We start from the raw sequence: 24,512 nt of genomic DNA, 5'->3' as shown, positions 1-24,512 counted from the left end.
CGTACGCCCATGACCGTGCGGTGCCCGCTGCCCCATCTCCGGCAGCGGGCACCACACGTCGGGCCGACCTCTCGGAGAACTTCATGGACCCGCACGGCCAGTTAGCCCGACGCTTCCCCCTCGTCTCACGGTTCCGGCCCGCCTGCCTTCCCCTCCCCGACCGCGTCCAGGCCCTCGCAACTCTCTCCGAGACCGCTGCCGCCCGCGCGGACCAAGGACTCGCCTCGGCCGTCTACAACCAGGCCGCCCTGATCGCCAGCGACGTCGGACTGCCCGATCTAGCCCGCCAGCTATGCCACCAGCACGCCGACGCCTACCTGCACGCCCCCCCACTCACCGCCACGGCCGCGATCCGGGCCCTCGAGCCCGTCGTCAACCTGGCTCGCCTGCAGATCCGCGCCGGACACCCCGACGAAGGACGCAACCGTCTACTGCGCCTCTTCGACGTCGTCACAAACGGCACCGCCGACCAATTCGACGACGTGCACATCCCACCCGCCCTGGTCCAGTCCGAAGACGGCCGGCAGGAAGTACGCGCCTGGCTGTGGCGAGTCCTCCTCGCCGACGGCTCACGCACCCTCACCGGCAGCGGCCGGTGGGCCGAAGCCCTCGCGCACACCCGCGAACACCAGGGCATCGGCAAGCGGATGTTCGACGGCCGACAGATCGCCGTCGTCGCCGCCCTCACCAGCGGCGACACCGAGCACGCAGCCGTACTCATCGCCGACACCGCCGCCGGCGAGCCGTGGGAACACGCCGTCACCGCCTGCCTCCACGCCCTATGCCTCCGTGCCCGCGCAGACTTGAACCGCACCCAGGAGAACGAACTCGAAGCCGCGCTTCGCGCCGTCCCCGCCGAGCAGGGCATGACGGTCTTCGACACCCGCCTGCGCCTCACAGCCCTGGACACCATCACCTCCCCCGCGAGCCCGGCCGCATACCGCATCACGAACGAGTTGCACCGGGGCATCGTCGGTACACGTGACGGCTTCGCCGCCCGCGAGGTCCTGGACGACTCGCTGTTCACCGAGCTCGCCGCCCCGAGACAGCTCCAGGACTGCCACGACCTCGTCGCAGCTTGTGCTCTGAGCTCCGGCGCCGTGCCCGCGCGCCTGCGTAGTGCCTTGGACGCGGCACTGCATCGGAGCGACCGCGTGATCAGAGACAGCCTGTCGGCCCCCTGAGTCGCCCAAGTGTCCGAGCCGGTCTGGCTTACGTACTCGGTCGGCAATCCTCCGCCCGGGTGACACGCCCCTGTTCGAGCGAGTTTCAACGCCGTAGACCCAGACGCGCCAAGCCCACCCAGCCAGACGAGAACATTCGTTCCCCTTTTGCCTCTAATTCGGCCGTGACGGACCCGGATCGGAGCCGTTCTTAGAGCACCAGTACCAGTCGTGCGCCCATCCGGAGGACCCCGTGAATCTCCTACCGAAACACCTCAACACCCTCCCATTAATCGAACACGGCGAGCCCGCCTCAGGCCTGCGCCCTGCGGATGGGAGTCGTGTTGACGCCGCATCTGCCTGCTGCCGCGGCTCACGAACGGTTTTCGGGAGGGCTGCGTGAGCAAGGACTCGGCGAGTGGATCCGGCGCCGCGGGGGTGTCGGATTCCGAGCGGCTGCTCTTCGGCGGCGAGCTGGCGTACGACATCGGGTGGGACCAACACGAGGGCGCCTGGCTGGGGCTCGGGCTCTGGACGATGGCGCGCCAGCTCCCGCGTCTGGCGGGGACCGGCCTGCGGCTCGCCCACCTCGCCGACGCACGGTCCCTGCGGGTGGTCTTGGCCTCGGAGGCCGGGCGGGGCGTCGCGCAGGCGGTCGGCCTGGTCGCGGTCAACAGCGTGCTCGGCCACGTCCTCGCGGCGGGCAGCACCAACGAGCGCCTGACCCAGGCGCTGCCCGCGCTCGCGGTCGTGGCCATCACGGCGTTCTTCGCGTCGCTCCTGCGCTCGGCCTCGACGGCGGCCACCGGGGCGCTGGAGCCGAAGGTGCAGCGAGTCGCCACCGAGCAGTACCTCGCGTTGGTGCACCGCACGGAGCTGTCGGCGATCGAGGACGACGAGTTCCACCGGCTGTTGGACGCGGCCCGCTACGGCGCCGACTCGGCCCGGCGGATGATCCGGTACTGCACCAACACCCTGAACTCCGCAGTGTCGCTGATCGCAGCGGCCGGCGTGCTCACCGTCCTGCACCCGGTGCTGCTGCCGCTCCTGGTCCTGATGACCCTGCCGAGCGCCTGGAGTTCGCTGATGATCTCCCGCCAGCGGTACATCTCCTTCCACGCCTTCGTCCAGCACGCCCGCGCCGGGCACCTGCTCGGCCAGCTGCTGACCCAGAAGGAAGCCGCTGCGGAGGTGCGCGTCCACGGCGTCGGGCCGTTCCTGCTCGGGCACTTCCGGACCATGGCCGAGACCAGCGAGCGCGAGCAGACCCGGCTGGCCCGGCGCGCCGCCCGGATCGGGCTCGCCGCCGACGGCGCCGGCGGTCTCGCCACCCTCCTCACCTACGGCGCCCTGGGCGCCCTGCTGTGGGGCGGCGCGATGGAACTCGCCGTCGCCGGTACGGCGGTCCTGGCCATCCGCACCGGCGCCGCCAGCCTCGACAGCCTGGTGCTCCAGGTCACCGAACTACACCAGGAGTCCTTGTTCGTCGCTGATTTCGAGCGGCTGTGCCGGGAGGCGAAGACCCGGGCCATCCCGAGGGGCGGGCACCCGCTGCCCGAGCGGCTGCGGGAGATCCGGTTCGAGAAGGTCACCTTCACGTACCCGGGCAGCGGCCAGACCCTGCCCGAGCCCACGCTGCGCGAGGTGTCCCTGGCGTTCCCGACGGGGAAGATCATCGCGCTGGTGGGCGAGAACGGCTCCGGCAAGTCCACCCTGGTCAGGCTCCTCGCCGGCCTCTACCTTCCGGACGAGGGCAGTGGCACGATCTGGTGGGACGACGTCGACGCCCGAAATGCCGACCGCGACCAGGTCTTCGGCCGCGTCGCGTTGATGTCGCAGGACTTCTATCACTGGCCTTTCACGTTCCGGGTGAACGTCGGTATCGGCCAGCCCGGTCAGGCCATCGACGACCGGGCGGTCGAGGAGGCCTCCGGATTCTCCGGTGCCGACGAGGTCCTGGGCGGCCTGCCTCGCGGGCTCGGCACGCTGCTGGCTCGCGGCTACCGCGGCGGGCACCAGATCTCCGGCGGGCAGTGGCAGCGCATCGGCATCGCGCGGGCCAAGTACCGGCAGGCCGAGATCCTGATCGTGGACGAGCCCACCAGCGCCCTTGACGCGGTCGCGGAGCAGCGGGTCTTCGACCAGATCAGGGCGCTGGCCGCGACCACCGGGCAGACGATCGTGCTCATCACCCACCGCCTGCACTCCGTGCGCCATGCAGACCTGATCCACGTCTTGAAGGACGGCCGGGTCGCCGAGTCGGGCACCTGGGAGGAACTGATGGACCCGGCTACAGGCACAGGAGACTTCCGCGACGCCTACCTCGTCCAGGCCTCAGCCTTCGATGCCACGATCCCCACCCAGTCAGCCGGCGACCACGACACTCTGCACCCCCAGGACAACGCATGACCGCCGCCGCGCGCCAGGAACAGGCTGGCGGGGCGAACGTCCGCCCGACGTCGGGACGGGACGAGGCCCGACCGCAGACCAACTCGCAGACCGAGTGCCGTCCGCCTGCCCCCGTTGCCGCTGCCCTGCCCGCGGGCGGGCTACTGACGGAGGCCGTCCTGTGGTGACGCTGCCCCGCCCACGGCCTTCCGTCCGCAAGAGGGCACCGGTCCTTGGGACGGGGTTCCGGTTGTACCTCGGAGGGGAGTCCGCTGGCCTGGTCGGGACGTCGGTGCACCTGGTGGCGCTGCCCACCCTGGCCGTCCTCGAACTGCATGCGACGGCCGGGCAGGCCGCTGCGCTCGCCTCCCTGGCCCACCTGCCGACCTTCCTCCTGGCCCTCCCTGCCGGCGGCATCGTCGACCGGTACGCCAAACGGGCTCTGCTGGTGGGGACGGACCTGGCGGGGGCCATCGTCGTCACGATGGTTCCCGTGACGGCGCTGGCCGGGGTGCTGTCGATGTCAGTGCTGTACGCGGTCGCGCTGGTCCTAGGTGCGGTGACCGTGCTGCACCAGGCGGCGGCCATCGCGATCGTCCCGCAGCTCGTCGAACCCGCCCTGCTGCACCGGGCCAACGCCCGGGTGGGTGCCGCGTTCGGGGCCGCGGACACGGCCGGAACCTACCTCGGCACCGCGGTCGTCGCGGCCGCGGGCGCGGCCAAGGCCTTCTGGCTGGACGCCCTGTCATACCTGGTGTCCGCCTGCTGCACAGCCCGCCTTCCGGAGCCCGGTCAGCCGGCAACGGGCGAGGAGCGGCCCAGGCGCCGGTTGACCGGGGAGATCTGGGAAGGCCTGGCCTACACCGCGCGGACTCCGCTGGTCCGGGACCTCGTGCTCGCGCTGACCCTGACCGGTGTGGGCGTCGGTGTGACTGGCGCGCTCTTCGCGTACTACCTGCTGACCGCACTCGAGGCGGGACCAACCGGCCTGGGGATCGTGATGGGCGTCTCCGGCACCGGCGCGCTCGCCGGCGCCCTGGCAGCGCCGCGGATCGTGGCCCGGTTCGGCCCCGGCCCCACCCTGCTCGCCGGCTTCGCGACCTGCCCAGTGGCGGGCGTGCCCCTGCTGTTCGCTCGGCCGGGGCCCGTCTGGCTCGCCGTCCTCGCCGCGGCGGGCGGCCTCCAGCTCGCCGCCGCGGCGGTGGCAGGTACCACCCAGCGGTCGGTGCGCCAGCAGATCTGCCCACCTGACCTGCAGGCGCGGGCGCAGCAGACGTCGACCTGGCTGGTCTCCGGGAGCAAGCCGTTCGCGGCCCTGGCCGGCGGGCCCGTAGCCACTTCGTTCGGGGCACGTACCGCTCTGGCCGTCGGGACGCTGGTGCTGGTCTTGCCGGTGATCGTGCTCTGGCGCTCCCCGGTCAGCCGCCTGACCGTGATGCCCGTCCCCGCACCTCCCCCCGACGACTCCGCCCTCGCCCGAGGTACACGTCCACCCGCTGATGCCGCCGGAGCGGACCCTCACCCGTGAGCTCCGCCGACACCTCCATCCCGCCGTCCCACCGACCTGTGAGGCCCTCTTGCCACCCGCCCGCGCACACATCCGCGATCTCGTCACCGCCTACCTGGAAAGGCACCCGGCTGAAGTTCCCTTGCTGACACCTCTGTTGCGGTTGCTGGACGAAGACGCCGAGCCCACGAGCCGCTCGACCATGCCGGGGCACATCACGTGCAGTGCGGTCGTCGTCGACCAGGATCGCCGGGTGCTGCTCGTCCACCACAACACTTTCGGGCTCCTGCTGGCACCCGGCGGGCACGTCGAGGCCGCGGATCGCTGGCTGCTGGAGACGGCGCTGCGCGAGATCCACGAGGAGGCCGGCATCCCGCCCGGCGCCCTGTGCGCCACCGCCGCCTACGGGGACCTGCCCATCGACATCGACTTCTTCGACATCGACGCCAACCCAGCCAAGGGCGAGGCCGCGCACCAGCACTGGGACTTCCGCTTCGTCTTCCAACTGGTGGACAGGGACGTCAAGGTCACGGTGCAGCCGGAGGAGGTCTCGGCCCCACAGTGGGCCGCCTTCGACAAGGTCACGGCCCCGCAGCTGCGGGCGAAGCTCACCGCATCCGGGCTCGACGGCCGCATCGAGCCGGTCAACGCCTCGGCGCTGATCCACGACGGGCACGGCCGCTACCTGCTGCACCTACGCGACGACATCCCCGGCATCTGGGAGCCCGGGGCCTGGGCGCTGCTCGGCGGCGGCCGCGAACCCGGCGACACCTCGCTCGACGACACCGTCCGCCGTGAACTGCGAGAAGAAGCCGGGCTCGAGCCGGCTGGGCTGGAGCCGTTCGCCGTCGAGCTCGCCACCGGCACCAACGGCCTGACCGTGCCGGTGCAGGTGTTCACCGCCCAGTGGAACGGCGACCCCGCCCGACTGCCGCTCACCGAGGGCGTGATGCTGGCCTGGTTCCACCCCGATGCCACGGAGCGCCTGAGGCTGAGCCCCTCCACCCTGGAGCTCGTACGCCGGCACGCCCAGCACGCCGCCCGCAGCACGACGGCGCCCCAGGGCGGAGCCCTCGGGCCGGACAGGCCGAAGGCGGGCAGCACCAGCGTTCCGCACATCGTCGGCGTTCACCTCTATCTGGAACGCGACGGCGAGGTGCTGCTCGGCCTGCGCCACCCCGGCTCTGCGTACGCCGGCGGCACCCACCACTTCCTCGCCGGGCACTGCGAGCAGGAGTCCGCGGTGACCTGCCTGGTCCGCGAGGCGCAGGAAGAGGCCGGACTGCTCATCGACCCGGCCGACGTCGAGCTCGCCCACGTGGTGCACATGGTCGACAAGCCCGGAGACCAACCAAGAATCGGGTTCGTCTTCCGCGCCCGGCAGTGGACGGGAACCCCCGAGGTCCGGGAGCCGGACCGTTGCGTCTCCTGGGGCTGGTGGCCCGCCGACGCCCTCCCCGAGCCGATCGTCCCCTACACCCGCGCGGCGATCGAAGGCATCCGAGCCGGTCGCCCCTACACCGAGCTCGGGTGGACCTGACCGCCCCGCGCTTCCCGCCCGCAGTCCCCGTCCCCCTGCCCAAGGAGTCGTACGTGCCCGATCCCCTCGTACCGCCCGCCCGGACCGAAACTTCCCCTGAGGAGCGAGCGAGGGTCGCGCGGGCGGAGATGCTCGCCGGGCTGGAAGCGGCCGGCCATCTCCGGGCGGGCCCGGTCCGGGACGCCTTCCTCGCGGTGCGGCGGGAGGTGCTGATGCCGCAGGCGTACGTGAGGCGCAGCGGCCCGGACGAGACGCCGCCGCGCTGGGACCTGCTCGACTGGGCCGTGCCCGCGGACCGGCAGGAGCTGCTCGGGCTGCTGTACGGAGGAGAGAGCGTGCTGGTCCAGCACGACGGCGAGCCGGTCCTGGGCCGGGTGCCGACCCCGCGGTCGGGCGGGTCGATGACGGCGATGTCCAGCACGGCCGGCATGACCGTCGCGCGCCTCCAGCAACTGGATCTGCGGCCGGGGCAGCGGGTCCTGGATGTCGGGACCGGTGCGGGAGTGACCGCGGCCGTCGCGTGCGTGATCGCAGGTGATGCCGGGGTGGTCACCGTGGACCGGGACGAGCACGTCACCGCCGCCGCCCGCGAGCGGCTGGCGTTGCTCGGCCACCGCCCGACAGCCGTGACGGGGAACGGGCAGAACGGCTGGCCCGCCGGCGCCGGCTACGACCGGATCTTCGTGTCGTACGCGGTCACCCGGGTGCCCGATGCCTGGCAGCAGCAACTGGCCGCCGACGGGCTGGGGCTGGCGACCTTGTCGACGTCCTCGCCGTCCTGGCCGGGCCTGGCCGTCCTCACCAGGACCGGCAGCGGGCGCGTCCGGGCCCGCCTGGAAGCGGTGCGCCTCGGGCACCGGGCGGGCCACGGCTGGAGCCAGCTCTACCTGAAGCCCGGTCTGCGGGGACGGATCGAGGCCGCGGACGGGGGCAGCACCCTCACCACGCACATCGGCCCGCCGCTGAATGATGCGCGGGGTCTGTGGCTGGCCCTGGACCACCTGCACCCCGGGCTCGTACGGAACTGGGCTGCCGACCACCTGGTCATCGGGGCCCCCGACTGCGGGTCGTGGGTCACTGCCCGGCCGGACGACTCCGGGACGTGGACGGTCACGGTCTGCGGGCCTCGCGACATCTGGGCGGAGATCCAGGACACCGCCACCCGATGGCAGGCGGCCGGAACACCGTCCTCCTACCGGCTGCACCTCGAACCGGACGGAACCCAGTGGGTCAGCGCCGGCAGCGGGCCGAACGAGTTGTCCTGGCCACTGCCCGCCGCCCTCCAGTCGGCAGGGACCGTCCCGCCGCAAGCCCCCGAACCCACCCTGGTGCCGAAGGAGTTCACCTCATGACCTCACCCGCCCCCACTTCCACCGCTGCCCGGTCCGGCGGCTGCCTGTGCAGGAAGGTCCAGTTCACAGTCACCGGGGAGCCCGATTACCCCCACCTGTGCTTCCCTGATGATTGAGTGAGTTCAAGGGACTCACAGGGGTGGCAGATGGACGAGTGGTGGCTGGTGTTCGTGCCAGATCCGGAGCGGTGGGGGCCGCTCCCGGAGGAGGGGGTGCTGGGGGTCCGCGACTTGCCGGCAGCTGTGGCCGCGGTGGGGCTTCAGCCGGGTGATCCGGTCTTTGCACGGCCTGATTTCGCGGTCGATTCCGAGCTGCTGGAATTCGTACTCTCTCCGGAATTCCATCCGCTGGAGCGGGAAACTCGACGGAAATTACGCGCTGGATATCCGACTGTTGCTGACTTGGTTGTGGAGACGTGGGATCCCGTGGCGGCAGGCGACCGGGAGCGACTTGCGCGCGTACCGGGAATTTCGGTGTGACTCGCCACTCAACCCAAGCCGAATCAGCGGGGCGAAGTGGGATCGGGAGGCGCCGGCTTTCACGCGGCTCTACCGGTGGGCGAAGGTCACGCCGTTGCCGGTGGACAGCCGGCGCCGGGCGGACCGCGCCGCGGACGCCCGCAGCTCGCGGGTGTCGTGGCTGACACCGAGAACCTGGGGTCTTTGGCAGGATGTTGGCCTTCGCGGCCTCGGTCCCGACGGGACACCGGTGCCGGGCTGGGACGGACGGACCGAGCTCCGGAACACCTCGTTCGTCGGGTTCACGCTCAGCTCGGGACTGCGGCGGCAGGAATCTGGCGCCATGTTGACGTTCGAAGTGCCGTCCCGCCCGCTGCGCTCGGGCCGCTACTGCCACGGGCAGATGGCCCGAGCGCTGTCCCGGTCGAAGCGAGACCGGACCTTCTACGCGTCGGTCGATTCATTGCGCCAGGTCAGCGCCTACGCGGAGTCGGAGCGAGCCTGGGCGGTCGAGCGGGCCCAGGCCCAGGGACGCTACGAGAAGTTGCCGCAGATGCGGCTGATCACGAAGGTCACGACGGGCCGCACCTCGATAGTCCACTGGGTCGACCGCGACGGCGTCCAAGGCCGCCATGACCTGAACCTGCTCGACTGGCGCGAGCGGCAGTGGCTGTTCGTCGAGGGACCACAGGGCCCGGAGCCGGCGTGGTTGTGGCTGACTGAGCAGGGCCTGCCCATGCTGCCGGACCGCTGGAACACCGTGTTCCGGCAAGCCAACCAACGTTGCGAACAGGCTCTGCTGACCCCGCAGGAACGAGAGACGCCCCGGCTGCTGCGGGTCGCGGAGATCCGCGGGAAGGTCCCGTACGCGACACCCCACTCCATGAGGCACTCGATGGCGCTCTACATGTTGATCCTGCTCAACGAGTTGATGGACAAGAAGTACGGGCTGAACGCTGCGGACCGGCGCGACTTCGCCCAGCTCTACGGCGACCCGTGGTGGCTGGTGAAGACCCTGTTGGGACACAAGGACGTTGAGACGACGAAGGAGCACTACCTCCGCCCGGTCATGCATCTGCAGCTGGAGTCGATCCTAGCCTTCGATACCGAAGACGGACACGGGGAGGAGACGGACGAGGCGAAGGATCTGAACGGTCTGTTCGCCCGGCTGGCCCGGGAGACCTCCGGGATCCAGGACATCGAGGTGCTGGTTGACGCCCTGCCCGTCGCGGAAGCGTCATGAGCGGGCGGGGACGCCGGGCGGTCCTGCCACCGTCTGACTTCCAGGCGACCCAGCGAATAGCCGCCGACGGACTGCAGGTCACGGTGGTCAACAAGGAGGGCTACAGGCGGGTCTTCGACTTCGCCGAGATCTCCGTACCGCAGCCGATGCGCGCCTCACTCGCGCGAGCGTTCGCCGCGCAGTCCATGGGGTGGAACAGCCACGCAAGCGGCGAGTCGTATTGGCGGTCCGTGGAGGTTTTCGCCCGGTTCCTCAAGGGCCAGGGGCACCCGGCCGAGGATCTCGGCAACCTCACCTCGGCCACGCTCCGGCTCTGGCGCAACAATCACAAGGACACCCCCGGCGGGCGTGAGGCCCTCGCGAAGGTCCGTACGCTGCTCGAGCGGGAGCCGCGGCTGTCCGAGGGCCTGGCCGCCGAGGAACTGGCCCGCCCTGTTCCGAAGAAGGGCAAGCCGTCCAAGCAGTCCTACCGGCCGTCGGAACGCGACCAGATGCTGCAGACCGCCGAACGGCAGTTCCGGGCCGCGCTGCTGCGGATCCGGGAGAACACCACGCTGCTGGACCGCTACCGGGCGGGCTCGCTGGACCCGGCCAGCCGTGAGTGCAGGGTCGCGTCCGTCCTCGAGTGCTTGGCCGCCACGGGCGAACTGCCCGGGTACCCGGACAAGGAGGGGCCGGTCTACACCCGGGCCGAGCATCTGCTGCGCGGAAAGAACCGCGGGAAGACGGCCGGCCGGCTGTTCCTCAGCCGGGCGGAGCTGACGGCGCTGGCTGTGATGATGACCGACCGCTACGGCTGGAACCTGTCGGTCTACGACCGTCTGCACGTGCCCGTGATCACCCCATCTGCAGGAGAGAAGACCACAGTCACCTACGAGGTCCTGGTGGAGAAGCGCCGCTCCGGCGAGGGACGGTGGTTCGCCACGGAGAACTACACCGACTCCGGCGCGGACTCGCCAGGCCGGCTCATCACCCAGGCCCTGGAAGCCACGAATCACGGGCGGACCCTGGCCGCCGCCCTGTCACCGGGCCACGACCTGCTGATGGTCGCCCGCAACCGGCGCCGTACGGACGTGGACTCCAATCTGGACCGACCCCGGAACGTCGGCCCGCTGTGCTTCGGGGTGTCCAAGGCCGATGCGCGAGTCTGGGCAAGATCCCACAACATCGGCTCACCCTTCCAACGCGCCCGCAGGACCACCGTCACCACGACGGGAAAGCCGCTGCAGCACAAGCCCGGCACCCACGAGAGCATCTACGTCCTGCCCGACGAGAACGTCCAGGAAGCCGCCGTGGACGTAATCGCGGCGGGAGCCGAGGAGGCCCTCGAACAGGCCCGCGACTACACCTTCCACGGGCGCCTGACGGACACGGCCAACGAGGCCCACCAGGAGACCGCGACGGCGGACTGCGCGGATGAGGACAACAGCCCCTGGCCGGACCCGAACGGGGGCTGCGGCGCCGACTTCCTGCTCTGCCTGTCCTGCGAGAATTCCCGGGTCCACACCGGCCACCACCCGCGCCTCGCGCTTCTGCGCCGGCAGCTGATCTCGCTTCGCTCCGCCTGGCCCAAGAAACTCTGGCGCGAGCGCTGGGACGAACATCTCCAGCGACTCGATGACCTGCGGTCAAAGGTCAACGAGAGCACCTGGGATGCCGCACTGGGCCGGGTAACCGACCGCGACCGAATGATCACCGACCACCTGCTCGAGGGAGACCTGGCCCCGTGACGACCGCACTGTCCATCGAGGCCGATCCTTACATCCTGCCGCTGCCGGAACCAGACAGGCCGGTCGTCATGGAACGGTGGATCAGCGCCGGCAACACCCACGCCAACTCCGTCTACAGCGACGACATCTGGTCGCTGGGCCCGCTGACCGACAACCCCGGGGACAGCATCCACAAGATCAATCTGAGGAAGTGCCCGGCCACCTTGCGGAGCGAGGTCCGTCGTGTCCTCTGGGGCCTGATCAACGGCGAGCTGCGCCCCACCTACATACGGGAACGCGGCTTTCAGAACCGGACACGCGACGGCGTGACCAGCATGCGCGACAACATCATCCAGTGGATGAAGTTCGTACGCTGGCTCGACCGACAAGGCGTGTCCCAGCTCAGCGACTGCACCACGGAGCACTGGAAGGCGTACGCAGCCAAGTACGCCAGCGGCTGTACGCGCGGTCATGCCCTGACGATTCTGCGCTGGCTCTCGGACCTGTGGGCCTTCGACCAGCTCTCGGTCAGTCCTTGCGGCATTACGCGTCCTCCCTGGGAGGACGAGGGCATCGACGACTATCTGCCCGCCGCGACCGCGGAGGCTGGCGGGGAGAACAAGACCGAGCCGCTGGATCCGACCGTGATCGGCCCTTTGCTCACCTGGTCGATCCGTCTGGTCGAGGACTTCTCCGGCGACATCCTGGCTGCCTGGGACGAACGCCGCCGCATGCACGCACAGGTGAAAGCCGCCAAGACCACCCGCGAGGGCCTGGCAGCTCTCAAGAGCTATCTGCTGCCTCTGATCAACTCCGGTGCACCGCTGCCCGCCACCGTGAGCCGGATGCACGGTGTCACCCTGGCGCACCACTACGTTGCCGCGGTCACCGGGTGCAGCCGGACCCAAGTCCAGACCATCGTCGCCCGGCGCGGACTCTACCGACTCGCAGCTCAGCGGCCTGGCCCCAGCCCGATGCAGGTGCCGGTTACGGGCCGGATCGAGGGACGGCCATGGCGCGAGTTCATGGACTACGAGGAGACGCCGATCCTGGTGCGGCACCTGGCTACGGCAGCCGCAATCGTGATCTTGTATTTGACCGGGATGCGCTCCCAGGAGGCACGGTCGCTACGATCCGGCTGCTGCCCCGACCCGCAACCGAATCCCGACGGCTCCATGCCGCGGCATCTGATCCGCTCCCACCACTACAAGAACGTCCGTGACTCCGACGGGCACCATGTCTCCGCCGGCGAGGAGCGGGCAGTCCCATGGGTCGCGATCACTCCGGTCGTCAACGCCATCCGCGTCCTGGAACGCATCGTCCCCAAGGGCGAGCTCTTGTTCAGCTCCACCCACCACGACATCATCTCCCAGCGAAGGCACCACGGTGCGCTGAAGCGGGCCACGCTGGATCGCCGCGTCGAGAACCTCGTGTCGTGGATCAACCAGGAGGCCACTGCTCAGGGCCTACCAGATCAACGGGTACCGGAGGACCCGCACGGCAACCTTGGACTGAGCCGTCTGCGCAGAACCCTGGCCTGGCACATCGCCCGCCGGCCCGGCGGCCTGGTCGCCCTCGCCATCCAGTACGGACACATGCGCACCGCCCTGGACGCCCGCACCTCCACCGGCTACGGCAGCCGCGAGCGCAGAGGCTTCCACGGGGTGCTCGACGTCGAGACCGCCCTCGCCGCCGCACAGACCGCCGCCCGGCTGCGCGATGCCACGGCGGCCGGCGAGAAGATCTCCGGCCCGGCAGCGCGGCGGGCAATCGTCGGAGCGACCTCGATCCCCAGCTTCGAAGGCGCCCTGACCACCCCGAAGGCCGCCGCCAAGTTCCTCGAACGCGACGGCCTCGTCCTCTTCGACAACCCGGACGCCTTCCTCATCTGCGCGTTCAAGCGCGACACTGCCCTGTGCGATCCGGACCCCGGAGCGACGGCGCCGAACCAGTTCGCCTGCCAACTCGGCTGCGGCAACGCGGTCCGCACCGACAGCCACGCACACGCGGCACGAAAGCACGCCGATCGGCTCGACGCGAAGACAGCCAGCGTGCCCCAGCCCCTGGGCAACCGGCTCCGCCGGACCGCCGACCGCTTCCGTGCACTCGCCGACGCCCACGACTCCGCCGCCCAGACCGCCGAGGAAACCGTCGCATGAACGAACAGCACCTTGACGAACGCACCCGCATCCGCGCGGCCATGGACCGCCTCCTGGCCGGACAGCCCACTAGCTCCAATGGCAGCCTCACCGTGGTCGCGCTCGCTGCGGAAGCCGGTGTTCACCGCATGGCTCTGCAGAAGCGCCACGCCGACCTCAAGGAGGAGTTCTACGCGCGAGTCCGCGCAGAAACGCACCAGACCCCGGAGGTCGAAAGGCGGCTTCGCAAAGAGGTCGTCCGCCTGAAGGAAGCGCTCAAGGACTCCCGGGCCGCCGAGGCCACGTCCCGGCATCGAGCGGAGCAGATGGCCCTCGCCGCCGCCGTCCTCCTCCTGCAAAACCCCGACGGCCAGGACCAGCTTGTTACCGACAACGTCATCCCGCTCCGCCCGTCCGGTGATTAGAGAGAGCGAGCTGTCACGCGGCGACGCCGAGTTCTTTGCGGGTCCGCTGGACGAACTCGCGGACGGCTGGCTCGCGCCGCCAGGGGGCGAGGGCCCTGTTGAACTCGGCCACGTAGTCCTTGGCCCGGCTGGACTGGACGCGATCGAGGATGTCGACGCTGCGGTTGCCGAGTTCGAGGCCGTGGTCGAGGTCGCGGGCCTGGAGGTAGGCGGTCCCGACGATGGCGAGCCGCATGCCGACGGAGCGGGTGAACACGCCGGTCGGCATGGCGGCGGCCTGCTGGTTCCAGGCCAGGGCCACCTTGGGGTTCTTCAGGTCGCGGAAGATCTCGGCGGCGTCTGCGGAGAGACGGGCGTGGTGATAGGAGTCGATCCACGCGGGCTCGTCGCCGCTGTCTTCCTTCGCCTGATCCAGCAGGTCCTCGGACGCCTTCAGGGCCTTCGAGGCCGCCCGGGGTCGTTCTCGCGCGCATGCACTCGGGCCTCGATGAGCTTGGTGAACGCCAGCACGCGGGGGACGGCCTGGCCCTTCGCGCGGGTGAAGGCGCCTTGGGCCATGTCCACGGCCTCGGACGCGAACCCGCGCATGAGCGTCTGCATGGCCATCGTGGTCAGGACGTAGCAGCCGAGCTGCACGTCTCCGCCGGCGCGGGCGAGGCGGAGGGCCTGGATGAAGTGCCGCTGGGCGGCATCGTGCTGACCGACGTCGAAGGCCGTCCACCCGGCGAGCCGCGACAGCTCGGCGGTCACGGAGAAGAGTTCACGGCCGATCTCGTCCGAGAAGGAGCCCTGCAGCAGGGGGCCGGCGCGGTGGTCGAGGCAGTCGGTGACGGAGTTGGCCTTCCAGTTCCCGCCGCCGTATTTCGAGTCCCAACGGCGGGCGTCGTCGGCGGCCTCGCGTAGTTCGTCGAGGTCGGCCCGGCCGACCTGGCCGCCGCCCTTGTGGTCAGCGGTCTCGTCGGCGGGGGTGACGAGCCATCGGGGGACGGGGGTGATGAAGGCGGAGGCGGTGAAGCCGGATCCGGCCAGAAAGTCGTGGCGGTTCACGGAGCTCCAGAACGAAGTGGCGACGTGGACGGCGTCGGCGGGGTCTCGCGGGAATCCAACCCCACATCCGCGTCGATTGTCTCTGCCTCGCCCATACCGATCTCGCCGAGGTTGACGGGCCGGCCGAGCCTCTCGCCGATGGCCTGCGCCAACAGCTTCGGGACCGGGCCTGTCCAGGCCAACGGTGCAACTCGCGTCAGACTGCGATAGGTGAAGGGGGCCCGCGGTGAACAGAACCCAACCCGCCTCACCGGGCCCTACCGGGCAGATCAATTGGGTCCAGGCCATAGCGCGCCAGTACGGTCAGGTCTCTGGTGCGGCGCAGCGCACATCGCGCGATGCATGGAGGCAGACCGGGCAGGATGGGACGCCGTGGGGCTCACGGACCAAGGCTGGAATCGGATAGTCAGTCGGACGGAGTCGACTGCCTCTCTGGGCGCGCAAGGTGCGTGATCCCGAGGTCCAGGCGCATTTCATGGCGGAGATCGTGCAGGAGGCCACGGGCGGCTTCTAGATGCGCGCGAATGCGCTGTGGGCTGTCCTGTTCCCGCGGGGTGCGGTCGTGCAGGCGCTTGAGAATCCCGTACGCCTGGTTCAACTCACGGTTGACAAGAGAGGCGACGGCTAGGACCGCGTCGGGCACGACCATCTGGGCCTCCGCGTAGCAAGCACGGTACTGGATGCGCACCTCATCCAGCTCAGCGCCCTGCGCGTCCAGATCCTGGGTGGCCTGGCCAGACGGCATCCGATGAAGTCCGTCGTTGAGCGCGCCGAAGTAGCGGCGCGCAGCCTGGTTCAGGGCGATGTAGTTCGCGCGGCGCAGATCCAGGACGCGCTCCTCGCTTCGGGTGCTCTCCTCAAGCTGACGCAGCCGCTCGGCGCTGCGCCGCTCTGCAGCCAGCGCTCGCTCTCCGCTGCGCTGGGTCAACCAAGTCGCGCAGAGCGTTCCGCATACGCCGATGACCGCAGCGATCAGTGCCTCCACCGATGACTCCTTGCTGCCGCGAGTGCCCACCGGAAGCTTACCCACCGTCCCCTCCCGCTTGCCCGGTCCGGCTGGCCGCTGTGCCTCGCTGGAGCAGGAAGTCATCGGAAGTTGCCCCTGTTGGGGTGGTCGTTGTGAGAGATGGTGGAACTTTCGGTGTGATATGTGGTCCACATCTGTAGTCTTCGGCCATGAACCGCAACACGGCGAAGAGCGACGGGGGACCCGGCCGTGATCTGTTGGAGTCCGGCCTGGCACTGCTGCGGAATGGCTTACCTGGCAGCACTTCCGTAGAGATCGTGAAGTCGCTTGCGGGCGGCTACACGGATGCCCGGGTGATGCTGTGCGACATTAGCCATGCGTCGGGCTGCGGCCCCGGCGCAGTCCTGAACGGCCAGTACATCCTGAAGGTCGGATTCTCCACCGGCCGCCCCCAGTCGTCAGCCCACAATGCCTTCACCACGGGACTCGGGGAGTTCGGCCAGGCCCGCGTCCCGAAACTGGTTCAGTCGCTCCAGGGCCCCGGTACCAGCGTCGACGTCTACGACATCGCGGGGCTCAGCCTCGACCGGCTGCGCTCGGCCGATCATGTCGATGCCGAGGACCGCGAGGAGATGCTTGCCCGGGTCTCCCGGGACCTGCTGAGCGCTCAACTCTCCGTCGCGGGCCCGCCGAACTACCAGGGCACCGTGGGAACAGTGCTACGTGAATGGCTCGGCAGCGACTTCCCGGACGGCCAGCGCGGTTCCCGAGTCCGCGAGGTACTGGACCAACTCCATGCGACAGGCCGCGTCTTCCGCCACGAAGGCGAACTCCTGCCGGATCCTCTCGTCCTGCTCGACGTCGACCTCGGCCTGACCGGTCACGACCTGGCGTGCTTCCGTGGGCCGACCCACGGCGATCTGCACCTGCGTAACGTCCTAGTCCGGGGCTCCCGCCTGACCAGGAACCTCACGTATTGGCTAATCGACGTCCACTGGGGCACGCCCACACCGCTCTTGTACGACCACGCGTACCTGGAGCTGTCTGCCCTGCTGTTCGGGCTGGGCGCGTCCACCAGCGGCCGGGTGCTCCCCTTGCTCGCCAGGCTCGACGACGAGGGCCTGACGATCCCCGTCGAGCTGGACTTCAACGACTCCGGGCTCGTCAACCTGCTGCGCCGAATCCGCCGCGAGACGGAGAACGTACTCGCCACCCGCGAGCACAAGCGGGTGGACGTCTGGCGGCACCAGATGCTCATGGCCCGGATCGCCGCCGGCCTCAACTGGGCCGCGAAGCCGCTCGACGACATGTCCCAACGTCGCGCCGCCCTCGCCAGCGCGGGCTGGGCGGCCCGCCTTCTCCTACGCGAGCGTCACCCCGAGGTGTGGGTCAACATCGCAAAGGAGGACCGGATCGGCACAGTTGGCCTGGCTGCCAGCACCAGTGCCACCCCGATCACCGCAGAGGAAGCCCTGCGCCGCTGGAAGCCGTTCCGGCAGACGTATGGGGGGATGGACGTCTTCCTAGTCGCCGACAGTGTGACCGCCAGTCCCGAACTGGCTGCGCTCGCGCACTGCGGCTGGGCTTCTGTGATCGACCTAGATCCGGACAGCGACGACACTGGCCTGTCCAGTGTCGTTGCGCCCGACCTAGCGGAACGGCGTCACGTCAGTGTTTTCGGCGACAACCGCAGGCTGGTCCCGCCCGACTCCGCAACGAACTGGCTGATGGCAAACGGTTGGACGACCCACGACGAGCCGACCTCCGAGTCCGACGACCAATGGCGCCGACGAGGCCACCTGCAGCGAGTACGGCAGCTGGTCGACGAGACCCACGACGGCACCCCGCACCAGTCCGCGGCCGTCCTGGTGCTGCGCTCTGGACGGCGCGACCGGGAGATCGACCGCGTGATCGACTACATCGACGAGCGGTACGACGGCATCGCCCAACGTCTCGATCTTGCGCAGGCCCCCGCCGTCAACGGGATCGACATCAACGCGTTCCTTTCCGTCGTTGCGGAGTCCCTGCCGCCGGACGCGAGTGTCGCGGCGCCCTCACTGCCCGGCCTTGACGGGCGGCGCTGGGTACTCAAGTGGTCCGATCTCCAGAGGCTCTCGGTTGACCTGGAGGTGCTGCACTCCGAGATCCTCTCCGGCAGCGGGTCTGCCCAGCAGCTGACCGACGAGTTCTGGCGTGGTCGGCCACCCACCTGGCAGGAACTGGAAGTGCCCATCGACGTCCAGCGGGACGCTTACCCGGGCCTGTTGGAGGACATTACCCAGCGCCTCAGCGACCACCAGCTTGCCACCGTCCACCTCGATCATTCCCCGGGAGCCGGCGGCACGACGCTCGCCCGTCGCGTGGCGTGGAACCTGCACCGCACCCATCCGACCGTGCTCCTGCGCAACTACTCGGAGACCACGGCCGACCGCATCGATGAGATCTACCAGGAGACCGGACATCCCGCGCTCGTGATCGCGGAGTCGGCGATCCTCCCGGACAACGACCGAGACGAACTGATCCACTTCCTGGCCCAGAGGAACACGCGGGCCGTGTTGCTGTGGGTGAACCGCACGAACGTGGGCCAGAGCGGGACCAAGCACCAACTGCTCGACCCGCTACAGGGTCCAGAGCGCAAACACTTCATCAACAAGTTCCGGGAGCGCGCTGACACGGATCGGGCACGTCGGCTCCTGGACGGCCTGGCCGAGGGGGCCACCGATGTCGTGGCCGCGCAGAAACTCTCGCCATTCTTCTTCGGTCTGTGCGTATACGAGGAGCAGTTCGAAGGCATCGCCTCGTACGTAGGCAACCATTTCGCCGGGCTGAGCCGGGAGCAGAAGGAACTCGCCCGCCATCTGGCACTGCTCACACGCTACGGCCAGGAACTCGGCCTGCCGATCGTCATGGTCGAGTCCTGGATGGGGCGCAAGCGGCCGGTCTACTCACCCCTGAACGACGCAGAGCTCAGCGAGCTCCTCGGTCCTGACTTGCGCCACCTGGTCGTTACGGAGCGTGGCGCGCTGAGGCTGCTGCACCCCCTGATCGCGGAGCACATTCTGAATGGCGAGATCGACGGCGAACGGTACAGCCTCGGCAAGATCTCCGTGGATTTCATCAGGAAGACGACCTCCCTGCTCGGCTCCGAGAACAGGACGACCGCGCGCCTGCTGAACGAGCTGTTCATCAGGCGCACCAGTTCATCTGTGAACGGGCAGACGCCGGACAACTTCACGGAGCTGATCGAGAGCATGTCTGTGGAGGCTGGCGCGGAGGTGTTCGAGGTACTCACCACCCAATGCCCAAACAACGCCCACTTCTGGAACCACCGGGGCCGATATGATATCTATAAGGTGAAGGCCGACTTCGCCCGGGCCGAGGGCTTCGTCCTCAAGGCCGTGGAGAAGTCCCACGGCCGACACCCCACCCACCTGCACACTCTGGGCATGGTCCGCCGGTTCTGGATCGAGAACAAGCTCAGCCAGATACTCCGGGACGGCGAACGCCACACGCCAGAAGAGCTGCTCGCGTCCGTCGAGCCGCTGTTCGACCGTGCGATGGAAGCCTTCACCGACGCGGGCAAGTACAGGAACACGGACTACACTTGGTCCACCCCCATCCAACTCATCGCGACCGTAGTGGAACGCCTCTGGCAGGCCTCGGGTGAAGAGAGCCTCGCGGACTTCATGGAGGGCGACGACCCTGCGGCCGTATGGGTAACGGAGCAGATCGGTCGGGCCGAGGAACTGCTCGACAACCTTCGGAATATCAACGCCGAAGGCAAGTATTACCGGAAGCTCGATCGGCGGCTGACCGCGCTCTACGGAGACGTCGAGAGGCTCGTCGAGCAGTGGCAGGAGTTGCGCCGACGCGGCGCCAACTCTGAAGTGGACCTAGCCATCGCCCGCACCCTGTACGCGAAGGCTGGTCGGGACTGGTCGCGGCTGACTGAGGAGCAGGCGCGGACCATCTCCGAGATGACCGAAGGGCGGGTCAACAACGGCCAGGCCACCGACGCCGACCTACGGCTATGGTTCCAGTCCTACAGGAAACTTCCCGAGTTTTCCGAGACGCATGCCCTTGAGCGGCTCGCATGGTTCGCCTCCGAACGAAACAGCCTCGATGCGAACTACTATCTCTACATCCTGCACTTTCTCATCTGGTACCGGGGCGACGCGCGGGACGAGGAGCGCATCCGCTACCACCTAGAGGAATGCAAGCGTCTGAGCCGTCAGCACCGCAGGCAGTGGAGCTTCGAGTGGCTCGGAGGTAACTCGCGCCCGCATCCGCTGGTGCACTTCAGCGAATTGGGCCGACAGCGCCACGGACCAACAGGCTTTTGGAGTCACCCACAGGAGCTGGTACGCGTCAGCGGGATCATCGAGGAAATCAAGAGCCCCCAGTCCGGACGGCTGAGGATCGCCCGCAGCCAGTTGTCGGCCTTCTTCGCTCCCCGGAACCAGTTCCGGCAGACCCGTGACATCAACGAGCCCGTTGAGTTCTACCTCGGTTTCAGCTACGAGGAACTGCGCGCCTGGGAACCCACCTATCCCGGTGAGACACCCGCCGCGCTGATCAACGCCGTGCCGACCAAGGCGGTCGCGCCCCTGGGCACATCGAGACTGGTCACCCCCTCTATTCCTGCACACACGGGCACGGCACCGGTGCCCGAACCGCAGCCGGGCGAGTCGGAAGCCGGGCCCGCGGTACCCGCTCCCGCCCCCGGGCCCTATCGGGTCGATCCGGCGGTGCTGCGTTCGCTCGCCGGCCGTCAGCGCGGCCACGGGGAGGCTGAGGACTTCCAGGGGGCCATTCACGACCTTCTGAAGCAAGCGCGCGGAGAGGAACGCCGTCTAACCTCGTTGGAGTTGGGCAAGACATTGCAGACCTTGTTCGGGATGGACGCTTACAACAGGTTCCGCAGAGAGAAGGGGAGGGGAAAACTCAAGCTCGCCGTCGAGACCCTCGGCTTCAGGACCCTGCCGACTCCGCAGGGGTTCGACGTCGACCTTCCTTAAGACCCAGACTTTCACAGGGTGGCTATCCGCGGCGTGATCAAAAACGCCAGAAGTGCTCCTGGCAGGCTCAACGCAGCGGGGAATGGATCTACGGACGAGTCGACGACTACATAACTCCATCCTTGTACGAGCCCCGTCGGTCGTGCTGTCGCAGGTCAGGCCGCTCTACATTCTTGATCGGGTTGATCGAGCCATTCGTAAGGTTGGATCGTCCAGGAGTGCTGGGTGCGGCTACCAGGCTGCTGCCGCCTCGCGGCTTCCGTCGCTTCGCCGCCCGGCACATCATCACGGCGATCCGATGCAACCAGCCATGGCGAACGGCCTCCCCCGGCCAACCGCTGTGTGCCGCTCGTCAACATGCTCGATCAACTCATCCACAAGCCCCGCGATCCCACGCCCGGCATCCGTCGGGGGCACTCGCTCAACCTTCGGTGAGAAACGCTCAACCTTCGCTGCGACAGGTCACCAGTAGCTGCCTGGCGATCGTGGAAGCGATGGCACACTGATCTGCCCAACTTGCCCATCACGTCTGGGAGATCACCTGATGAACGCCACCCCCACCGCCGACGCCAAGCGCTCCGAACCAGCCGAGGATCGCACCGGCGGCTGCCTCTGCGGTCGCATCCGCTTCACCGCCCAGGGCCCCGCGGTGTTCCCCCACACCTGTGAGTGTGAACATTGCCAGAAACTCGGCGGCACCCCCGTGATGTGGTGGGTGGGCTTCAAGACGCTCACCTGGATCGGCGAGGGTGGCGAGCCGACCTGGTACGAGACCTTCCCCGGTGAGGCGAAGCGCGGCTTCTGTCCGACCTGCGGCAGCCGCGTCGCGGCGATCGACAGCGACATCCCGGAGATCGGCATCAACGTCACCGCCCTCGACGACACCAGCGGCGAAGACCTCGTGCCGATCCACGCGTCCTTCCATGGCAACGCCGTGCGCTGGCTGCCCTCGGTGGCACAGACAGAGCCCAGCGCGACCGGGTGACCTGAGACAGTCCAGGGACGCTCCGGGCACTTCAATACGCACAGGGCTACTTCCTCGACGAATTCGAACTGCCGCCCCCACCGAGAGATGCGAAAGCGGAAGTGAGAGTCAGGGCCTGGAGATTTCGGGTGGTGCCGGTTTCGAGGAATCTGGGTGCGCCGAGAATCGGGGCATCGTGGATGAACTGCGAGCCGCTCGCGAATGGGCTTACCGATATCATCGAAGCGGCCCTCAACGCACCCGCAAGCACGGCAGAATTGGCCTTACAGGAACTGCTCATCCCGTCCGTCAGATGGCTGTCCCAGTCCTTCGACGGCCACTACCGCGGCGCCACCACGAAGAGGGGGCACAAGACGTGAACACAAGCACTTGACAGGGAAACCTGCAGTTGCCGGGACTGTCAGGGCCTGTCGGGGGCACCGATGATGTCGTGGGTCTCCTTCCCGCTCGACGGTTTGACCTGGTCTGGCGCCGAGCCGTCGTGGCACTACACGTGGCCGGACTCCAAGCGCGGCTTCTGCCCGTCCTGCGGCAGCCAGATCTACGCCCTCGACGACGGCGCCACCAGCATCGCAGTCACCCTCTCCGCGCTGGGCAACCCGCCCGACCTGGTCCCGGTCAACCAGTCTTTCCGGGAGACCGCCGTGCCCTGGCTGCCCCAGGTCCCCGACACCCGCCGTTGAACACCACGCCCACACCACGAGATCGGAGACCCGTGTCCCTGTTCGACTCAGTGGACCACTACTACGCCCGACACCGCCCCCGGCTGCCCGACGAGGTGGTCCGGCTCCTGGCCCAGGAACTGGCCGGCGTGGCGGCGCCCAGGCTGCTGGACCTCGGCGCCGGCACCGGACAGGTCGCCCTGTCCATGCTGCCGACCTTGCCTCCCGCCTCCCACCTGGACCTCGTGGACCAGGACGAGGGGATGCTCCGCACCGCGCTCGACGAGCTCGGCCTCCAACTGGGCGAGCGCACCGCCACCGTGCACGCCGTCCCGGCCGAGAAGTTCACCCCCGCCCAACCCGGCTACCAGGCGGATCTGGTCACCTGCTGCCGGGCGTTCCACTGGATGGACCGCCCGGCAGTGCTGGCCATGGCCGACCGGGTGGCCTCGCCGCACGCCGCCGTCGCGATCATGGGCGACGGCAGCCTGTGGACCCACCAGGCCGAATGGACCGTCGCGCTCCAGGGCCTGATCCAGTCCCACCTCGGAGAAGACCGCCGCGCCGGCACCACCGGCACCTACCGCGAGCCCGGCCGACGCTACGAAGACGACCTCGCCGAATCCGCGTTCAGCGATATCGCCGAGCACCGCATCCCCTTCACCCGCACGTGGACCCCCCGCAGCGTCCTGGGATACCTGCGGTCCACCAGCTTCGCCCGGCCCGACCTCTTCGCCGACCACGCCGGATTCGAGGACCAGGCCCAAACACTCCTGCTCCAGCACGCGCAGGACGGAGTCCTGTATGAGGACGGCGTGTTCACCGTGCTGCTCGCCCGCCGCCCCGGGGCAGCCCGGTGAGCGGCGGGGCCCGGCACACGGTGCCGGTCGACGTCCACCTCGTGCTGCGCCGCGACGGCGAGCACGGGCCGGAGGTGCTGCTGTCCCGCCGGGCCGGACCGGTGTATGCGTCGGGCCTGTGACATCTGCCTTCCGGGCACCTCGACCCCGACGAGGACATGGTCGAGGCCGTCATCCGGGAAGCCCTGGAGGAAACGGGCGTGCGCATCGAGACGGAGGACGTGACCGCGGCGGTCACCGTCCACCACCACCCACCGACGGGATCCCGGTCCCGTCTCGGCGTCTTCTTCGAGGTCCGCCGCTGGTCGGGCCGGCCCCGGATCATGGAGCCGGACCGGTGCGACGGCATGGACTGGTACCCGCTGGACGCCCTGCCCGCGCCGATGGTGGCGTACTGCCGGGCCGGTCTGGACGCCTACCGCGCCGGTCTGCCCGCCGCCGTGCACTTCCAACAGCCGGGCGACGCCATCGAGCACCGGTCGGACGGCCCCGACCGCACCCGCCTGCTGAGCGGACCGCCCGTCGGTGGGGTGGAGGTGCCGTACGGGCTGCGGGTGTTCGCCGAGCAGGCCGTCGGCCGGATCGTGGAGGCGACGGAGGTGTCCTGGGTGCGCACCGGCAGCCGGGTGTGGCAGCTGGCAGGGCCCGGGGGCGGCACCTGGTACCTCAAGCGGCACCGCGGGGCGAAGTTCCATGACCGGGAGGTCGCCGCGTACCGGTCCTGGGTGCCGGCCCTCGGGGCGCGCGCTCCCCGTCTCGTCGCCGCCGACACCGCAGCGCGGGCCGTCGTCGTCACCGCGCTGCCCGGACACCCGCTGCACGGCATGGTCCTCGGCGCCAGCGACGAGGCGCGCGTCCAGCAGGCCCTGGGCCGTCTCGTGGACGTCCTTCACCGCAGCGCACCCGAGCAGCCCGCCGCAGCCGCCACGGCCGCGGACAAGATCAAGCGCCATCTGGACGGGGCCCGCCCGTACCTGGCCGACGGGGATGAAGATCTAGTCCTCGCCCTGGTCCGCACTTAGAGGTCCTAACAGAAGCCGTTGATCATGT

The 24,512-nt window shown here is 69.1% G+C and carries 18 protein-coding genes and 1 pseudogene; 16 read left to right on the top strand and 3 right to left on the bottom strand.

The features are described 5' to 3' along the window. The first annotated feature begins 83 nt into the window (after positions 1–83). The 10 genes from AB0O36_RS24775 to AB0O36_RS24730 all read left to right on the top strand — a co-directional run bounded on the left by AB0O36_RS24775 (position 84) and on the right by AB0O36_RS24730 (position 13,923). Complete coding sequence (locus tag AB0O36_RS24775; protein ID WP_365114134.1) at positions 84–1,184, top strand: hypothetical protein; 1,101 nt, start codon at positions 84–86, stop codon at positions 1,182–1,184. Between the two features lie 516 nt (positions 1,185–1,700). Then, positions 1,701–3,572, top strand: a complete 1,872-nt coding sequence (locus tag AB0O36_RS24770) for an ABC transporter ATP-binding protein (protein WP_365114288.1) — start codon at positions 1,701–1,703, stop codon at positions 3,570–3,572. A gap of 229 nt (positions 3,573–3,801) precedes the next feature. Beyond that, entirely contained in the window at positions 3,802–5,079 is a 1,278-nt protein-coding gene (locus AB0O36_RS24765) for an MFS transporter (protein ID WP_365114132.1), read from the top strand. Between the two features lie 142 nt (positions 5,080–5,221). After that, the gene (locus AB0O36_RS24760; protein ID WP_365114130.1) at positions 5,222–6,598 is read left to right on the top strand and encodes an NUDIX domain-containing protein; all 1,377 of its coding nucleotides are present in this window, start codon (positions 5,222–5,224) and stop codon (positions 6,596–6,598) included. Between the two features lie 53 nt (positions 6,599–6,651). After that, the gene (locus AB0O36_RS24755; RefSeq protein ID WP_365114128.1) at positions 6,652–7,950 is read left to right on the top strand and encodes a 50S ribosomal protein L11 methyltransferase; all 1,299 of its coding nucleotides are present in this window, start codon (positions 6,652–6,654) and stop codon (positions 7,948–7,950) included. A gap of 146 nt (positions 7,951–8,096) precedes the next feature. Then, positions 8,097–8,429 carry a helix-hairpin-helix domain-containing protein gene (locus tag AB0O36_RS24750; RefSeq protein ID WP_365114126.1) on the top strand — a complete coding sequence of 111 codons (333 nt, stop codon included), beginning with the start codon at positions 8,097–8,099 and terminating at the stop codon, positions 8,427–8,429. 322 nt (positions 8,430–8,751) lie between these two features. After that, positions 8,752–9,651, top strand: coding sequence for a hypothetical protein (locus AB0O36_RS24745; protein WP_365114125.1), 900 nt, complete (start codon positions 8,752–8,754; stop codon positions 9,649–9,651). Beyond that, positions 9,648–11,381: a hypothetical protein gene (locus AB0O36_RS24740; protein WP_365114123.1), complete on the top strand. Its 1,734-nt coding sequence runs from the start codon at positions 9,648–9,650 to the stop codon at positions 11,379–11,381. Before AB0O36_RS24745 ends, AB0O36_RS24740 begins: the two co-directional genes overlap by 4 nt. Then, a complete protein-coding gene (locus tag AB0O36_RS24735; protein WP_365114121.1) occupies positions 11,378–13,519 on the top strand; it encodes an integrase in 2,142 nt (713 codons plus the stop codon). Before AB0O36_RS24740 ends, AB0O36_RS24735 begins: the two co-directional genes overlap by 4 nt. Then, the gene (locus AB0O36_RS24730) at positions 13,516–13,923 is read left to right on the top strand and encodes a hypothetical protein (RefSeq protein WP_365114119.1); all 408 of its coding nucleotides are present in this window, start codon (positions 13,516–13,518) and stop codon (positions 13,921–13,923) included. Before AB0O36_RS24735 ends, AB0O36_RS24730 begins: the two co-directional genes overlap by 4 nt. A gap of 13 nt (positions 13,924–13,936) precedes the next feature. Here the strand turns inward: AB0O36_RS24730 and AB0O36_RS24725 are convergent, their stop codons facing one another. The 3 genes from AB0O36_RS24725 to AB0O36_RS24715 form a co-directional block, all read right to left on the bottom strand. Next, positions 13,937–14,224 carry a hypothetical protein gene (locus tag AB0O36_RS24725; RefSeq protein ID WP_365114117.1) on the bottom strand — a complete coding sequence of 96 codons (288 nt, stop codon included), beginning with the start codon at positions 14,222–14,224 and terminating at the stop codon, positions 13,937–13,939. Between the two features lie 131 nt (positions 14,225–14,355). Continuing rightward, complete coding sequence (locus AB0O36_RS24720) at positions 14,356–14,970, bottom strand: hypothetical protein (protein WP_365114115.1); 615 nt, start codon at positions 14,968–14,970, stop codon at positions 14,356–14,358. Between the two features lie 406 nt (positions 14,971–15,376). Beyond that, the gene (locus AB0O36_RS24715; protein WP_365114113.1) at positions 15,377–15,955 is read right to left on the bottom strand and encodes a hypothetical protein; all 579 of its coding nucleotides are present in this window, start codon (positions 15,953–15,955) and stop codon (positions 15,377–15,379) included. 191 nt (positions 15,956–16,146) lie between these two features. Between AB0O36_RS24715 and AB0O36_RS24710 the strand changes: the two genes are divergently transcribed. The 6 genes and pseudogenes from AB0O36_RS24710 to AB0O36_RS24685 all read left to right on the top strand — a co-directional run bounded on the left by AB0O36_RS24710 (position 16,147) and on the right by AB0O36_RS24685 (position 24,484). After that, positions 16,147–20,955, top strand: a complete 4,809-nt coding sequence (locus tag AB0O36_RS24710) for a hypothetical protein (RefSeq protein ID WP_365114111.1) — start codon at positions 16,147–16,149, stop codon at positions 20,953–20,955. A 544-nt stretch (positions 20,956–21,499) separates the two neighbouring features. Further along, positions 21,500–21,940 carry a GFA family protein gene (locus AB0O36_RS24705; protein WP_365114109.1) on the top strand — a complete coding sequence of 147 codons (441 nt, stop codon included), beginning with the start codon at positions 21,500–21,502 and terminating at the stop codon, positions 21,938–21,940. Positions 21,941–22,332: 392 nt separating this feature from the next. Further along, positions 22,333–22,623 (top strand): annotated as a pseudogene (locus tag AB0O36_RS24700) (GFA family protein); the annotation flags it as partial. A gap of 32 nt (positions 22,624–22,655) precedes the next feature. Then, complete coding sequence (locus AB0O36_RS24695; RefSeq protein WP_365114107.1) at positions 22,656–23,462, top strand: class I SAM-dependent methyltransferase; 807 nt, start codon at positions 22,656–22,658, stop codon at positions 23,460–23,462. Then, a complete protein-coding gene (locus AB0O36_RS24690) occupies positions 23,459–23,584 on the top strand; it encodes a hypothetical protein (protein ID WP_365114105.1) in 126 nt (41 codons plus the stop codon). The genes AB0O36_RS24695 and AB0O36_RS24690 overlap by 4 nt, the downstream gene beginning before the upstream one ends. Before the next feature lie 3 nt (positions 23,585–23,587). After that, a complete protein-coding gene (locus AB0O36_RS24685; RefSeq protein ID WP_365114286.1) occupies positions 23,588–24,484 on the top strand; it encodes an NUDIX domain-containing protein in 897 nt (298 codons plus the stop codon). Positions 24,485–24,512 lie beyond the last annotated feature (28 nt).

The sequence above is a fragment of the Streptomyces sp. NPDC089799 genome (assembly GCF_040684755.1).
GTDB lineage: Bacteria > Actinomycetota > Actinomycetes > Streptomycetales > Streptomycetaceae > Streptomyces.
This window is presented reverse-complemented; position numbering and strand designations above follow the sequence as displayed.